The sequence below is a fragment of the Mycolicibacterium arcueilense genome, assembly GCF_058536225.1.
Map to the genome: position 1 here is coordinate 194,203 of NZ_JBZTYL010000005.1, position 15,142 is coordinate 209,344.

15 protein-coding genes are annotated in these 15,142 nt (G+C 66.3%); 7 read left to right on the forward strand and 8 right to left on the reverse strand.

What is annotated here, in order from left to right; all coding sequences use genetic code 11:
• Positions 1-210: 210 nt before the first annotated feature.
• Positions 211-582: a WhiB family transcriptional regulator gene (locus tag AC4LGL_RS01970; protein WP_491837372.1), complete on the forward strand. Its 372-nt coding sequence runs from the start codon at positions 211-213 to the stop codon at positions 580-582.
• Here the strand turns inward: AC4LGL_RS01970 and AC4LGL_RS01975 are convergent.
• Positions 579-1,745 carry a pyridoxal phosphate-dependent aminotransferase gene (locus AC4LGL_RS01975; RefSeq protein ID WP_491837373.1) on the reverse strand — a complete coding sequence of 389 codons (1,167 nt, stop codon included), beginning with the start codon at positions 1,743-1,745 and terminating at the stop codon, positions 579-581. The two genes, AC4LGL_RS01970 and AC4LGL_RS01975, sit on opposite strands and share 4 nt — an antisense overlap.
• A gap of 55 nt (positions 1,746-1,800) precedes the next feature.
• Between AC4LGL_RS01975 and AC4LGL_RS01980 the strand changes: the two genes are divergently transcribed.
• From AC4LGL_RS01980 to AC4LGL_RS02000, 5 genes are all read left to right on the forward strand, one after another.
• Positions 1,801-2,907, forward strand: coding sequence for an alkene reductase (locus AC4LGL_RS01980; RefSeq protein ID WP_491837374.1), 1,107 nt, complete (start codon positions 1,801-1,803; stop codon positions 2,905-2,907).
• 446 nt (positions 2,908-3,353) lie between these two features.
• Positions 3,354-4,565, forward strand: a complete 1,212-nt coding sequence (locus AC4LGL_RS01985; RefSeq protein WP_491837375.1) for an acetyl-CoA C-acetyltransferase — start codon at positions 3,354-3,356, stop codon at positions 4,563-4,565.
• A gap of 15 nt (positions 4,566-4,580) precedes the next feature.
• Entirely contained in the window at positions 4,581-6,740 is a 2,160-nt protein-coding gene (locus tag AC4LGL_RS01990; RefSeq protein ID WP_491837376.1) for a 3-hydroxyacyl-CoA dehydrogenase NAD-binding domain-containing protein, read from the forward strand.
• A gap of 103 nt (positions 6,741-6,843) precedes the next feature.
• Positions 6,844-8,568 (forward strand): S9 family peptidase, encoded by a 1,725-nt coding sequence (locus AC4LGL_RS01995; RefSeq protein ID WP_491837377.1) that lies wholly within the window; start codon positions 6,844-6,846, stop codon positions 8,566-8,568.
• A complete protein-coding gene (locus AC4LGL_RS02000) occupies positions 8,561-8,668 on the forward strand; it encodes a hypothetical protein (RefSeq protein WP_491837378.1) in 108 nt (35 codons plus the stop codon). The genes AC4LGL_RS01995 and AC4LGL_RS02000 overlap by 8 nt, the downstream gene beginning before the upstream one ends.
• Before the next feature lie 13 nt (positions 8,669-8,681).
• Here the strand turns inward: AC4LGL_RS02000 and AC4LGL_RS02005 are convergent, their stop codons facing one another.
• The 3 genes from AC4LGL_RS02005 to AC4LGL_RS02015 are packed head-to-tail and all read right to left on the reverse strand — an operon-like array spanning position 8,682 to position 10,794.
• Entirely contained in the window at positions 8,682-9,128 is a 447-nt protein-coding gene (locus AC4LGL_RS02005) for a TIGR03618 family F420-dependent PPOX class oxidoreductase (RefSeq protein ID WP_491837379.1), read from the reverse strand.
• 11 nt (positions 9,129-9,139) lie between these two features.
• Positions 9,140-9,562 carry a PPOX class F420-dependent oxidoreductase gene (locus AC4LGL_RS02010; RefSeq protein ID WP_491837380.1) on the reverse strand — a complete coding sequence of 141 codons (423 nt, stop codon included), beginning with the start codon at positions 9,560-9,562 and terminating at the stop codon, positions 9,140-9,142.
• Between the two features lie 26 nt (positions 9,563-9,588).
• Positions 9,589-10,794 carry an FAD-dependent monooxygenase gene (locus AC4LGL_RS02015; protein ID WP_491837381.1) on the reverse strand — a complete coding sequence of 402 codons (1,206 nt, stop codon included), beginning with the start codon at positions 10,792-10,794 and terminating at the stop codon, positions 9,589-9,591.
• Positions 10,795-10,870: 76 nt separating this feature from the next.
• Here AC4LGL_RS02015 and AC4LGL_RS02020 point away from each other — a divergent pair, with 76 nt between their 5' ends.
• A complete protein-coding gene (locus tag AC4LGL_RS02020; RefSeq protein WP_491837382.1) occupies positions 10,871-11,416 on the forward strand; it encodes a TetR/AcrR family transcriptional regulator in 546 nt (181 codons plus the stop codon).
• Between the two features lies 1 nt (position 11,417).
• On the opposite strand, the gene AC4LGL_RS02025 is transcribed toward AC4LGL_RS02020, so the two are convergent.
• The 4 genes from AC4LGL_RS02025 to AC4LGL_RS02040 all read right to left on the reverse strand — a co-directional run bounded on the left by AC4LGL_RS02025 (position 11,418) and on the right by AC4LGL_RS02040 (position 15,108).
• Complete coding sequence (locus AC4LGL_RS02025) at positions 11,418-12,044, reverse strand: hypothetical protein (RefSeq protein WP_491837383.1); 627 nt, start codon at positions 12,042-12,044, stop codon at positions 11,418-11,420.
• Between the two features lie 103 nt (positions 12,045-12,147).
• Positions 12,148-13,491: a bifunctional WXG100 family type VII secretion target/C40 family peptidase gene (locus tag AC4LGL_RS02030; RefSeq protein WP_491837384.1), complete on the reverse strand. Its 1,344-nt coding sequence runs from the start codon at positions 13,489-13,491 to the stop codon at positions 12,148-12,150.
• A 12-nt stretch (positions 13,492-13,503) separates the two neighbouring features.
• Positions 13,504-14,265 (reverse strand): hypothetical protein, encoded by a 762-nt coding sequence (locus AC4LGL_RS02035; protein ID WP_491837385.1) that lies wholly within the window; start codon positions 14,263-14,265, stop codon positions 13,504-13,506.
• Positions 14,266-14,283: 18 nt separating this feature from the next.
• Complete coding sequence (locus AC4LGL_RS02040; protein ID WP_491837386.1) at positions 14,284-15,108, reverse strand: type VII secretion target; 825 nt, start codon at positions 15,106-15,108, stop codon at positions 14,284-14,286.
• Positions 15,109-15,142: the final 34 nt, after the last annotated feature.

The window sequence follows — 15,142 nt, forward strand, 5'->3', positions numbered from 1 at the left end:
AGAGGGGTTGCGCGCGAGTACCGAACTACTCGAATTCCGGGTAGCCCGATGCGGCGCAGGCGTACCACTCGATCGTCCACGGCGTGCCGGAATGGCGAAGCAAAGTGTCGCGATCTGCGGTCGATTCTTTACAGGATGACAACCAGTCGGCTCCGGGCAGGCTGGCAGCATGGCAGGCCACACGCCACTTCGTTCAAAGGGGTGAACGCCTTGTCCCGCACGCTTTTCGACAACCGGCCACCGCTGGAATTCGTTGCGCGACAGGCGAACCGCGAGACCCCGGTCAGCCGTCCGGCGATTCCGGTCTACCGCTCACCTCGCAACCTGCCGCCACCCGCGTTCGAAGAGTGGAGCTGGCAGTTGCACGGCCTCTGCCGGGACCATCCGGCGGAGGTGTTCTTCCCGGAGGAGCTTCGGGGGCGCCCGCTGCGCAGACGCGAGGATGCGGCCAAGGCGATCTGCCGGGCCTGTCCGGTGCTGGACCGGTGCCGCTCGCACGCCCTCTCCGCTCCCGAGCCTTACGGAATCTGGGGAGCGATGACGGCCCGGGAGCGTGCCATCAAGCTGAGCCCCGAACGCTAGACCCGCAACGCCTCGAGTCGGCGGATCGCCTCTTCCATGGTCTCGTCGCGTTTGCAGAAAGCAAAGCGCACCAAGTGATTCCACAGATCGGCGTGTGGAGCCTCAGAGTCGCAAAAGGCGGACATCGGGATGGCGGCCACCCCGGTCTTGTGTGGTAGCTCGGCGCAGAACTGAGTGCTGTCCGGATAGCCCAGTGGCCGTGGGTCGGCGCACAGGAAGTAGGTGCCGTGACTGGCGTGCACCTCGAACCCGATGTCGGCCAGTGCGTTGCCCAGTCGATCCCGCTTGGCCTGGAACGACTCCCGCAGGTCGGCCACCCAGGCGTCCTCGTGATTGAGTGCGTGGGCCACCGCGGGTTGGAACGGCCCGCCGCCCACATAGCTCAGGTACTGCTTGGCGGCCCGCACCCCGGCGATCAATTCGGCCGGCCCGCAGGCCCAGCCGATCTTCCAGCCGGTCACGTTGAACATCTTGGCCGCGCTGGAGATGGTCACGGTGTGCTCGGCCATACCGGGGTAGGCGGCCAGGGGAAGGTGCGGAACGCCGAACACCAACTGCTCGTAGACCTCGTCGGTGATCACCAGCAGGTTGTGTTCGATGGCCAGCGCAGCGATGGCGCGTAGCTCGGCGTCGGAGGCCACGGCACCGGTCGGATTGTGTGGCGAGTTGAGGATCAGCGCCCGGGTCTTGGGCGTGATGGCGCGGCGCAGGCTCTCGGTATCGATCGCGAACCCGGCGCCGTCGGCCACCAGCGGCACGGCCTTCCGTATGCATCCGGCCATGGCGATCACGGGGGAGTAGGAGTCGTAGAACGGCTCGATCACCAACACCTCAGAGCCCGGTTCGACCAGGCCGAGGACAGACGCGGCGATGGCCTCGGTGGCGCCGACGGTCACCAGCACCTCGGTGTCGGGGTCGTAGTCGATCCCGTAGTGCCGTTTGCGCTGTGCCGCGATGGCCTGGCGCAACTCGGGGATGCCGAGGCCTGGTGGGTACTGGTTGTGACCTTCAGCGATGGCGTTCTGCGCCACTTTGAGCATCTCGGCCGGGCCGTCCTGGTCCGGGAAACCCTGGCCCAGGTTGACCGCGCCCAGCCGACTGGCCAGTGCAGACATCTCCGCGAAGATGGTGACGGCGAAGGGCTGCAGCCGTGTGACAGTCATGTTGCATGAGGCTAATGCGGGAATGATTGCCGCGCCCACGACGCTTTAGAGCGGCGTGAGCTACAAACTGAACGCCGACGCCGCACTGCTTCAGCCGATCCAGGTCGGCGACACCGTCGCTACCAACCGTCTGTTCATGGCACCGCTGACGCGTTCGCGCGCCGATGCCGACGGCACCCCGTCGCCGCTGGCCGCGCAGTACTACACGCAGCGTGCCGGGGCGGGCGTGATCATCAGCGAGGCCACCGCCGTCGCGGAGACCGCCAACGGCGCCTACATGAACACCCCGGGCATCTACACCGACCGCCACCAGCACGGCTGGGCCGAGATCGCCGATTCGGTGCACGACGCCGGCGGCAAGATGTTCGTCCAGCTGTGGCACGTCGGCCGGATGGCTCACCCCGACATCAGCGGGTTCGAACCCGTCGCGCCCTCGGCGATCGCCGCCGACATGGTCACCCACACACCCACCGGTAAGAAGCCGCTGCAGACCCCGCGAGCCCTCGAAACCGCTGAGATCCCCGCGATCGTCGAGCAGTTCCGGGCCGCCGCACGCCGGGCGATCGACGCCGGCATGGACGGTGTGGAGATCCACGGCGCCAACGGTTACCTGCTGCACGAGTTCGCCTCAGATGTCGTCAACCAGCGCACCGATGCCTACGGCGGTTCTCCCGAGAACCGTGCCCGGCTGACCGCCGAGGTGGTCGAAGCTGTCGTCGACGAGATCGGCGCCGGCCGGGTCGGGCTGCGGATCTCGCCCGGAAACTCCGCGGGCGATATGCACGAGAACGATCCCGTCAGCACCTACGAGGCGCTGTTGGAGCGGATCGCCCCGCTGGACCTGGCCTACCTGCACGTGGTGATCGACCCGGGTACTCGGACGTTCGGCGCCATCCGCGCCTTGTGGTCGGGGACGTTCGTCCTCAACACCGGCCGTGGCGCCGGCACCGATTTCTCTGCGCTGGAGGGCTACGCCGAGTGGGGCGCGATCAGCGCGGCCGCGGTGGGGCGGGCGTTCCTCGCCAACCCGGATCTGATCGATCGGCTGATCCTCGGCGCCGAACTCAACGAACCCGACGTGTCGACCTTCTACGCCCCCGGCCCGATCGGTTACACCGACTACCCCTCGCTGATCGAGATCGAGGCGCCCCGCTCCGCCTGAGGTGTGCGCCTTGAGGCGTGCGCCTTTGGGTGTGCGTCGTCTTCTACACCTGGGTTGTGTCGGCGCGCGGTGTACAGCCCCCAGGTCGAAAACGGCGACGGGGGCGTGGGGTGTGGCGTGGGGACGCCTGGTGTGCCGCGGCTGCGCGCGTCGTTTCCTACGCCTGGGTCGCCGCTCCACGCGATCCACAACCCCCATGTCGAAATCCGCGACGAATCCGCGACGAGGCCGCGACGAGACGGCGACGAGGCCGCGACGAGACGGCGACGAGGCCGCGAGGATCCACGACGAGTCGCGCGACCACCGGTTCAGGGAGATGCTGAGCACAGGCCCAACCAACGGGTTGGGCGAGGCTGCTACGCTGCCGTTCAGAGGACTGCCCACATTGGCTGGGCGGTTCCACAACCCAACCTGAACCTGGACGCCGATACGGCAGGGGAGCAGACATGTCCGAAGAAGCCTTCATCTACGAGGCGATCCGTACGCCCCGTGGCAAGCAGCGCGGCGGCGCACTCAACGAGATCAAGCCGGTCAACCTGGTTGTCGGCCTGATCGAGGAGATCCGCGCGCGGTACCCCGACCTGGACGAGACGCTGATCAGCGACGTCATCCTGGGCTGCGTGTCCCCGGTCGGCGACCAGGGCGGCGACATCGCCCGCACCGCCGGCCTGGTGGCCAACCTGCCGGAGACCACCGGTGGTTTCCAGCTCAACCGCTTCTGCGCCTCAGGCCTGGAGGCCGTCAACCTGGCCGCCCAGAAGGTCCGTTCCGGCTGGGACGACCTGGTGCTGGCCGGTGGCGTCGAGTCGATGAGCCGCGTCCCGATGGGCTCCGACGGCGGTGCCTGGGCCGGTGACCCGGAGACCAACTACCGCATCGGCTTCGTCCCGCAGGGCATCGGTGCCGACCTGATCGCCACCATCGAGGGCTTCTCCCGCGAGGACGTCGACGCCTACGCGGTGCGCTCGCAGGAGAAGGCCGCCGCGGCCTGGTCCGGCGGCTACTTCGCGAAGTCCGTCGTCCCGGTCAAGGACCAGAACGGCCTCGTCGTCCTCGACAACGACGAGCACATGCGTCCCGGTACCACCGTGGAGAGCCTCGGCAAGCTCAAGTCGGCCTTCGAGGGCCTGGGCGCCATGGGCGGCTTCGACGACGTGGCGCTGCAGAAGTACCACTACGTCGAGAAGATCAACCACGTCCACACCGGCGGCAACAGCTCGGGCATCGTCGACGGCGCCGGCCTGCTGCTGATCGGTTCAGAGAAGGCCGGTCAGAGCCAGGGCCTGACGCCGCGCGCCCGCGTCGTGGCCACCGCCACCAGCGGTGCCGACCCGGTCATCATGCTCACCGGCCCCACCCCGGCCACCCAGAAGGTGCTGGACCGTGCCGGTCTGACCGTCGATGACATCGACCTGTTCGAGCTCAACGAGGCCTTCGCCTCCGTCGTCCTGAAGTTCCAGAAGGACCTCAACATCCCCGACGAGAAGCTCAACGTCAACGGTGGCGCCATCGCGATGGGCCACCCGCTGGGCGCCACCGGCGCCATGATCACCGGAACCATGGTCGACGAGCTCGAGCGTCGTGGCGCTCGGCGTGCCCTGATCACGCTGTGTATCGGCGGCGGCATGGGCGTGGCCACCATCATCGAGCGCGTCTGAGAGGGCTGAACAACAATGGCTGAGAACACCATTCAGTGGGACAAGGATGCCGACGGCATCGTCACCCTGACGTTGGACGACCCGACCGGTTCGGCCAACGTGATGAACGAGCACTACAAGGTATCGATGCATAACGCCGTAGAAGAGCTAGCACGGCTTGTAGCAGAAGACCCTGATTCGATCACCGGCGTGGTCATCACCAGTGCGAAGAAGACCTTCTTCGCCGGTGGCGACCTCAAGGGCATGATGAGCATCGGGCCCGACGACGCCGCCGAGGCGTTCGAGATGGTCGAGACCATCAAGGCCGACCTGCGCAAGCTGGAGACCCTGCCCAAGCCCGTCGTGGCCGCCATCAACGGTGCCGCGCTCGGCGGCGGCCTGGAGATCGCGCTGGCCACCAACCACCGCATCGCCGCCGACGTCAAGGGCAGCCAGATCGGTCTGCCCGAGGTCACCCTGGGCCTGCTGCCCGGCGGTGGCGGCGTGGCCCGCACCGTGCGCATGTTCGGCATCCAGAAGGCCTTCATGGAGGTCCTCTCGCAGGGCACCCGCTTCAACCCCGCCAAGGCCAAGGACACCGGCCTGGTCGACGAGCTCGTCGGTTCGGTCGACGAACTGATTCCGGCCGCCAAGGCGTGGATCAAGGCCAACCCCGAGGCCCACACCCAGCCGTGGGACGTCAAGGGCTACAAGATTCCCGGTGGCACCCCGTCCAGCCCGGCGCTCGCCGCGATCCTGCCGTCCTTCCCGGCCCTGCTCAAGAAGCAGCTCAAGGGCGCCCCGATGCCGGCACCGCGGGCCATCCTGGACGCCGCTGTCGAGGGTGCGCAGGTCGACTTCGACACCGCCAGCCGCATCGAGAGCCGCTACTTCGTCTCGCTGGTCACCGGCCAGACCGCCAAGAACATGATTCAGGCGTTCTTCCTGGACCTGCAGGCCATCAACGGCGGCGCGTCGCGCCCCGAGGGCATCGCCAAGCAGGAGATCAAGAAGATCGGTGTGCTGGGCGCGGGCATGATGGGCGCCGGGATCGCCTACGTGTCGGCCAAGGCCGGCTACGACGTCGTGCTCAAGGACGTCACGCAGGAAGCCGCTGACAAGGGCAAGGCGTACTCGGAGGGCATCGAGGCCAAGGCGCTCAAGCGTGGCAAGACCACCGAAGAGAAGTCGGCCGCGCTGCTCGCCAAGATCACCCCGACCGCCGATCCGCAGGATCTCAAGGGCGTCGACTTCGTGATCGAGGCCGTGTTCGAGAACCAGGAACTCAAGCACAAGGTGTTCCAGGAGATCGAGGACATCGTCGAGCCCAACGCGCTGCTCGGCTCGAACACCTCCACGCTGCCGATCACCGGTCTGGCGACCGGCGTGAAGCGCCAGGAGGACTTCATCGGGATCCACTTCTTCTCGCCGGTCGACAAGATGCCGCTGGTGGAGATCATCAAGGGTGAGAAGACCTCTGACGAGGCCCTGGCCCGGGTGTTCGACTACACCCTCGCGATCCGCAAGACCCCGATCGTGGTCAACGACAGCCGCGGCTTCTTCACCAGCCGCGTGATCGGCACCTTCGTCAACGAGGCGCTGGCCATGCTGGGCGAGGGCGTCGAGCCCGCGTCGATCGAGCAGGCGGGTTCGCAGGCCGGCTACCCGGCGGCGCCGCTGCAGCTGTCGGATGAGCTGAACCTGGAGCTCATGCACAAGATCGCCGTCGCCACCAAGGAAGGTGTCGAGGCCGCCGGTGGCACCCACGTGCCGCACCCGGCCGAGGCCGTCGTGGAGAAGATGATCGAGCTCGGCCGCCCGTCGCGTCTGAAGGGCGCCGGCTTCTACGAGTACGTCGACGGCAAGCGGACCCAGCTGTGGCCCGGCCTGAAGGAGACGTTCAACTCCGGATCCGCCCAGATCCCGCTGCAGGACATGATCGACCGCATGCTGTTCGCCGAGGCACTGGAGACCCAGAAGTGCATCGACGAAGGTGTGCTCACCTCGACCGCTGACGCGAACATCGGCTCGATCATGGGTATCGGCTTCCCGCCGTACACCGGTGGTTCGGCCCAGTTCATCGTCGGCTACCAGGGTGAGCTCGGCGTCGGCAAGGCGGCGTTCGTCGCCCGCGCCAAGGAACTGGCCGCCCGCTACGGCGACCGCTTCCTGCCCCCGGCCTCGCTCGAGTCCTAAGCACCAAACGTCAAAAGCCCCCGGCGCAAGTCGGGGGCTTTTGCGTCTGGTCGTCGGCCCACGGTGCGGCAGTATTGAGAAATACCGACGACAAGGGGGCGTAATGGCGGACGCGACGTTGATCCCGCTCGAAGTGCTGCTCGGCAATCCGGAGCGCGCGGGCGCACAGATCTCGCCGGACGGGACGCGGCTGTCGTACGTGGCCCCGCTCGACGGCGTGCTCAATGTGTTCGTCGGCGTCATCGGGGCGGGTGACGATCGGCCGGTCACGCACGACACCGATCGGGGGGTCCCCAACTATGTGTGGGCGCACGACAATCGGCACATCCTCTATGTGCGCGACCGCGACGGCAGTGAGAACTTCCGGCTCTACGACGTCGACGTGGAAACCGGCGTCGAACGTGACCTCACCCCGTTCGACGATGTGCAGTGCCGAATCATCAGGCTTCCCAAGAAGTTTCCCAACGATGTGCTGGTCGGGATCAACAAGGACAACCCGCAACTGCACGACGTCTACCACCTCGACCTGACCACCGGGGAGTTGCGCAAGGTGGTGGAAAACCCGGGTTTCGTGGGCTGGCTGGTCGACGACGATCTGCGGGTCCGCGGCGCGATGCAGCCGACCGCCGAGGGCGGGATGACGATCCTGGTGCGCGACGACGAACACTCTGACTGGCGAACCCTGTTGGACGTTGCGCCCGAGGATGCCGAGACGACGGCCCCGCTCGCCTTCAACGGTGACGGCACGGCGATGTACCTGCTGTTGTCGGTCGGCTCGAACACCACTCGCCTGGTCACGATGGACATTGCGACCGGGACCGTCGAGGTGCTCGCCGAGGATCCGGTGTACGGCGTCAGCAATGTCGTCTTGCACCCGGACACCCGTGAAATCCAGGCCGCGACCGTGTATGGCGAACGGTTGGAATACCGCATCTTCGACGAGTCGATCCGCGGCGACATCGAGGCGCTCATGCGGGTGAGTCCGGGCGACCTGTCGATCACCGACCGTAGCCACGACGACGGCACCTGGCTGGTCGCCTTCGACCAGGACGCCGGGCCGGTGAAGTTCTACTCCTGGGACCGGACGTCGCAGACCCCGACGTTCCTGTTCGACCATCGCCCGGAGCTCAACGACTACCCGCTGGTGGCGATGGAGCCGTTCCGCTTCACCAGCCGCGACGGCCTGACCGTGCACGGCTATCTGTCGTTCCCGCCCGGCGTGGAGCGCTCCGGGTTACCCGCCGTGCTCACGGTGCACGGCGGGCCGTGGGCCCGCGTCGGCTGGGGCTTCGACCCTGAGGCGCAGTGGCTGGCCAACCGCGGCTATGTCGTCGTGTCGGTGAACTTTCGCGGCTCCGCCGGCTACGGCAAGGAGTTCCTCAACGCGGGCAACCGCGAATGGGGCGCCAAGATGCACGACGACCTGCTCGACGCGGTCGCGCATCTGGTGGGCAAGGGCTACATCGACGCCGCACGGGTCGCCATCTACGGCGGCTCCTACGGGGGCTACGCGGCACTGATCGGGGCGACGTTCACGCCCGACGTGTTCGCCTGCGCGGTCTCGATGGTCGGTCCGTCCAACCTGAACACGCTGATCGCGTCGTTCCCGGAGTACTGGAAGCCGATGATCCAGTTGTGGCACAAGCGAGTTGGGGATGACCCCGACTTCCTGTGGTCCCGTTCGCCGCTGTCCCGGGTGGACGCGATCAAGATCCCGATGCTGATTGCGCAGGGGGAGAACGACCCCCGAGTCAAGCGGGCTGAATCCGAGCAGATCGTCGCGGCGATGGCCGAGCACGGCATCGACCACGAAATACGTGATGTATGAGAACGAGGGGCACGGCTTCGCCAAGCCCGAGAACCGGCTGGACTTCTATCACCGCGCCGACCGCTTCCTGGCCAAGCATCTGGGTGGTCGCGCGGAGTAGGGCGGCGCTGATCTCAGCCAGGGTTGGAGTACACCCGGGTGGGCGCGATCAATACCGCGGTGCGACGCTCTTCGCGCATGACGCGGTCGTAGGTGTCCCAGTCGTCGTGGGTGCCGCCGGCGGCTTGGAAGATGGCACGAAGGAGCAGACGCAACCCCTCGGCGTCGGTGTCGGGATCCGGGTCGTCGGGCCCGATGATCTCGGCGGTGCCCTCGACCGTCACCCACTGCCAGCCTGAGCGGGCGACGACGGTGGCCCGGGGGTCGGCGCGGAGGTGCCGCAGCTTGCGCGCTCCGCCGATCGCCACGAGCGCGACCACCGGTTCGCCAGTCCGGGGGTGTGCCATCACGCCGGCATTCACCATCGAGGACTGAATGCTGCCGTCGCCGCGCAAGGTACTCAGCACGCAGAGGCCGTGATCGCCGGACAACATGTCGGCGAACTGGGCTATCTCAGTCACTCTGGCTCCCCTCAGTCCGCCACATCGAATGCGGCATGGACTTTCGTCGGCTTGACCCGCACCACGAGTTCTCCTGGGACCCCGTTGCGTCGGCCGAATTCCCCGGCGCGGTCGGCACCCATGTAGCGGCCGCCGATGCGGGTGGCGGTGGCGAGCAACTCGTCGGGATCCTCGCTGACCGCGGCGACGCCCTGCACCTGGACGAACGCGAACGGCGGGGTGTCGTCGTGGATCAACAGCACGACCCGCGAATCCCGGCCCAGAGCCCGTCCCTTGGCGGTGTTCTTACCGGTGTTGAAGACGAGTTCGCCGTCGTCCACCACGAACCACACGGGTGCCGACAACGGCCGGCCGTCAGCTGCCACCCAGCTCAGTACGGCAGTGCGAGTGCCTTCGGACAGAAATGCGATCACATCCTCGGAAAGTTCGCCCATGCGGCCACGCTACGCCCGCCTGCTGGTTACGGGAGTGTGGCCGGCCAGGCAGGCAGCGGCATGGTGTCGTAGAGCCGTACCCCTTTGGCGTTGAGCCGGGCCAGCGCCTGGGTCACGCCCAGTGGCAGGAGCGAGATCAACTGCCCGGCACCCACCAGTGCGCGGATGCCCAGACCAGTCATGGGCACCACGGTTTTCGCGTTGACGCGTGCCAGCTTCCGGCTGCCCTGAACAGATGCCAGCATCGTGCGTTCATATGCGGCGAAGGCAGCGGCGTAATCGTCACCGGCCCGGACCATCTCGGCGGCCAGGACGTAGGCGCCGTAGACCGCCAGGCTGGTGCTGCCTCCGACGGCCGGGCCGGGGCAGTAACCCGCATCGCCGACGAGAGTCACCCGGCCCCGCGACCACGTCGTCATCTGCAGCTGCGTGATGGCGTCGAAGTAGAACGTCGGCGTCCGGGGCACCTCGTCGAGCCAGCGGTCAACCTCGGGCGCCGTCTGCGCGAATGCGGCGCAAAGTTGCGCCTTTTGACGTTCCACGTCGCGGTAGTCGTAATCCAGCCGTTGACCCGGGCGGAAGATGAACACCGCGCGGGCATCATCGAGATGGTCGGCGGTGTAGATGCCTGCCATGTGGCCGGGCTTGAAATACCCGGTCATCTCGCCGTCGCGGGCCAGGTCCTTCGGCACCGACACCACCGACAGGTAGCCGCCGAGGAATCTCTCGGAAACGTTGTCGCCGAACGTCAGACGGCGCACACCGGAGTGCAGCCCGTCGGCTCCCACCACCACGTCGAAGCGCCGGGGTGCGTTGTGCTCGAAAGTTACGCTCCCGTCGGGTGAGATCGAGGTGATGGTGTCGCCGAAGAGGTATTCGACGTCGTCGCGGCTCGCGTTGAAGTAGATCTCGCTGAGGTCGTCCCGCATGATCTCGACGTGCCGGTCGGACATGGCGCCGATGATCTTCAGGTAGTCCAGACGGGCGGGGCGCGATGTGCCTGGCCGATGGATGAGCATCTCGGTGGTGCCGGTGGCGTGCGCCTCGATGTCGGACAGCACGCCCATGCGTTCGGAGATCTCCATGGCGGGCCGGAACAGGTCGACGGCGTGGCCACCGGTTTTGCGCAGCGCGGGTGAGCGTTCCACCACGGTGACGTCGAATCCATGCCGTGACAGCCAGTAGGCGAGAACCGGCCCGGCGATGCTGGCGCCGGAGATGAGTACCTTCACGATGCCTCCTTACTTAACGGTCGGTAAGTACTTCGTTCGTCAGCTTACCGATCGTTAAGTAAGTTAGGGTGGCTACGTGGCCAAGCCTGCATTGGATACCCGCCAGCGCATCCAAGACGTGGCGCGTGAATTGTTCGCCGAGAAGGGCGTGGTGCGCACCAGTCTGCAGGACATCGCCGACCGCCTCGGCATCACCAAACCGGCCTTGTACTACCACTTCCGGTCACGCGAGGACCTGGTCCGCAGCATTCTGCAGCCCCTCATCGACGAGGGCGAGGCCTTCATCGCCGAGCAGGAACGCAAGCGCGGAGCCGCCCGGGCCTCAGCTCGGGAACTTCTGGAGGGCTACTTCGACTTTCACTACCGGCACCGCGCCGATCTCATCCTGATCGTTTCCGAGCTGACCACGTTGGTCGATCTGGGATTGATCGACCAACTGCTGGCCTGGCGCGCCCGGCTCGGGGTGCTGGTGTTCGGCCGCAAGCCGACTCTCGAACAATCCACCCGCGCAGTCATCGCCTTCGGCGGCCTGCAGGACTGCTGCCTGCAGTTCCCCGACGTCCCCGGAGATCAGCTGCGCACCGCAACCGTCGACGGGGCGATGGCCGCGCTCGGGTTGTGAATCAGCCGAGCTTGCCGACGAGCTTGTCGACGACTGCGGTGACGACGGCCGCCGGTGCCGTCGAGGAAGTGCCGACGATCGCGGCGCCTGCCAGCCGGTATTCGGTGGTTTCCAGGCTCCCTCGGGTGTATCGGATTGTCTCTGCGCTCGATGTTCCTGGGATCAGCGCATAGGTCTTGTCCGTACTCGGGGTGCCAGCGCACGCCGAGATATCGCTGCCGATCCGGACGAACACCTTCTGAGCGCTCGCGGCGCTGTCGTAGACGGCGATCGCCTGTGTCAGCGACTTCTGTCGTGGGGCAAACATCGGCACCGCCACGAAGTCAACGGGGACGGGTGCTGCTCCCGCGAAGTCGATGGGCGCTACCCGGTTGCACGGATCATCCGCGCCGCTTGGGTATTCCGCTGGATTCCGAGGTGTGGTCTCGGCAGGATCGGCTCTGCTGAACTGCGTTCCGTCGGGGTCGGCTTGCCGTATCACCGCATTGATTTCGTCGACACTGAGTACGAGCGCGGCCGGCTTGATCGGGGTTGTCGTGGTGTCGACGGGCGTCGCCGTGACAGCTGCACCTGGCGTGGACACCGATGACGCCGTTGGTGAGGGGTGCTGCGATGAGCAGGCGCTCATGAAGAGAATGGTCGCACACAGTGTGGAAACGGTGACAGTTTTCATGGTTCTCTTCCGAGTATTGTTGGTGCTGAACCTAATTGAAACGAGGCGGTCCGGGAAATCAGTTGGGCCGCACGACGCGGACGGTGCCGTCGGACGTTGTCACTGCCTGTGAGTGTGCGGGTGTGCCGGACTCACTGGTCTCCACCGTGACGCCGTTACCCATGTAGATCGCGACGTGCGCGCCCGCGACACCCTGGCCGCCGTCGTAGTAGATGACGTCGCCGGGCTGCAGCTGTGAGGTATCCAGCTTGGGCCCGGTCTGCACCACTGATCCGAACGCCCCGGCGCCCTCGGTCATGTTCCCGTACTGCACCGAGGTGCCTTTGCCGGGGTCGTACCCGGTGGCCTGGTAGATCGCATATTCGGAAAGGCCGCTGCAATCGAATCCCTTGTACTTCCAGTCCTGACGGGTGTGTGCCTCGTCCGGGCCATCCTGTCCCTGCGTCGTGCCGTCCTTGCTTCCGCCGCCCCACACATAGCGGGTGCCCTGCTGGTTCTCTGCCGCTCCGACGATCTTGAGTTTCTTGTCGGTGACCGCCTCAGGCAGCGGGAATGCGGCGGGGGGCTGTCCCGACGGACGTTGGGTTCCGTCGCCGTTCTTACCGTTGAGGTAATCACGCCAGTTCTGGTCGCGCGCCTCGCCCGGCGGTTGGGGCGGGAACCCGGGCGGGTTCGTCATACCCTTCGCATCGGTCTTCCAGCCGGGCTCCGGCGGGTAGTCAGCTGGGTCGCCGGGGGCGTGGGGCACCTTGTACCCGGGGTCACCCGGTTTGGCGTCCGGACCGGGAACGGGCCCATTGGTGTCGTCGGTCGTGGGCTTCGGCTGGTCGGGAGGGGGTGGCTGCGGGGTGTTCGGGTCCTTGGGTTTGTCCTCGGCGTGGTTCAGGCCGTCAGTGGCCTTGCGTATCGCGTCGGCGAGTTCGCGGTCCTGGCTGTCGAATTGGGCCAGCAAGGTCTTGAGCTTCACCGAGTTGGCGGCGGTGAGTTGGCGCAGCTGCATCGCGATGACGGGGTTCTTCTTCGACATCACGTCCAGTGCGCTGTCGGGCCGGACGGATACTGTGCCGTCGTCGGCTATTTGAAAGCCTTGCTGCTTGAGGGTGTCCACCCCTGCGGTGACGCTGTTCTTGGTCCCCGACAACTGGCTCCCGCCGTCGCCGAGCACCGATTGCAGCCGCTGCAGCGTGTCGGCCACCTTCTGCTGATCGGTGAAAGTGCGGTTTGCGCTGGCATTTGCGGCATCGGCGGCCGAGCCCTTCCACCCGTCGTCCAGGCGTTTCAGGGTGCCGTGCCCCTCGGCGATCTGCTGGGACACCTTGCCGGCGGAGTCCGCCGCACGGCGCCCGGCGTCGATCAACTGCTCAGGGTGAGAATTGCTCACCCCCGAGATGGTCATCGTCATGGTGTCAGTTCCTCAGCATTCCCACACCGAGCACAGCTGCGGGTTCATGGCGGCGAACACGTCCTCATCGGCAGATGCCGGCCACTGTGCGGTGGGTGTTCCGGTGGACCACAGGCTCAGTTCGGTCACCGTGCTTCCGACGACCGCGAGATACAGATGTGCCGTTATGTGCTTGTCCGGCAGGCGAATTTCGGCTGCCACCTGATTGCAGCCACCGCGTTGCACGCTGGGGCAGAACTGCTTCGGAGTTGTCATGGTCACTTGTGCTGTCGGCGATGCTGACTGACATCCGGCCAGCGTGTTCTGCACGGTGGTGAACAACGCGTGCGCGGTCTGGCCCATGGTCCACGGATCGCCGGGATAGTGCACGATCACCTGTTGAACCGACCAGTTGTTGTCGCCACGATCGATGAGGGAGCGCGCATTGTCGCCGCCGCCGAGTTGCGCCGGTGAGCCCCCGCAGAGGCTGTCGATCTGAAAAGTGTTGTTGCCCAGGGGTTGTGCCGAATCAGCCAGATTCGGCCAGTGCTGAGAGTCGTTGAGTGGCAGGCGGTTGGAGTGGACCCATGCGGCGGAAGGCGCGGCCGTGGCGTTCGGTGCCGTCGTCGACACCGGACTGGCCGAAGGACTCGGCGCAGGGTGCGCCATGCCAGTGGTCGCGGAAGAGCCGTCGGCGCTGGGGGTACCGACGACCGGGGTGTTCTGACATGCCGTCAGCCCCGCCACCATGGCGCCTGCGGTCAGGACGATCGAGACTGCGCGCGTGAGCTTCACCAATTCTCCTGTCATCGGTCAGTAGCCCTGATGGGTGCCGGGATTCGTCTGCGGAATCTTCGCCCGGATGTCGGATCCGTCGGGATTCACGCCGTACTCCCCGACCAGATAATTCATCGACGCGGCGATGTTGGCGGCTGGATCGTAGATATTGTTCGACGTCCCAGGCTGGTGGTACTGCGCGAAGGTTCCCGGGACGCATTGGGCGAGTCCGCGTGAGCACCCGTTGCCGTAGCCGTCGGACACGTTGTAGGTCGAGTTCGGCGGTTTCGCGTTGACGTCCCAGTCATTGACCGACATCGGGTTGTAGGACGATTCGTGCTCGGTCAAGGTCAGGTAGGCGTCCATCCAGCGTTGCCTGGCCGCGGGATCGGTGACGCCGCGTTGGTCCAACGCCTGGTTGATGTAGGTGCGGGTGGCGTCCTGGCCCGCTGGCCACGACCCCTTGTCGTAAGTCACCTGATCCACCGGAATGGCCTCGGGCCCGTGTTGGGCCGCCGGTGGGGGAGTGGTGCCGTCGCCTCCGTCGTCCGGCCCACCCGTGCCCTCACCGGCCTTCTTCACCTTCTTGCCGAGTTCGGCGTCGGTCTTCTCGTAGGTGTCGGCTGCAGAGTTCAGATTGGTCGAGAGTTTGGCGTACTGGTCGGCAACCCGCCGGCAGGCCGTGTCAACGGCGGTTCCGGCCTGTTGGCAGGCGTCACCGCTGCTCAAACCGGGAAGTTGGGCGGGCAGTGCGGAGAATTGCAGATCGGTACCGGTGCCGGCGCTGTCGGTGCCCAGGTGGTCGAAATCGCTCGCGGCCGATCGGAGAGTGGCGGGATTCACGCGCAGCGGCGAGGTCATATCGGAAGCCTAATGGCACTGCGGGGCCGGTTAT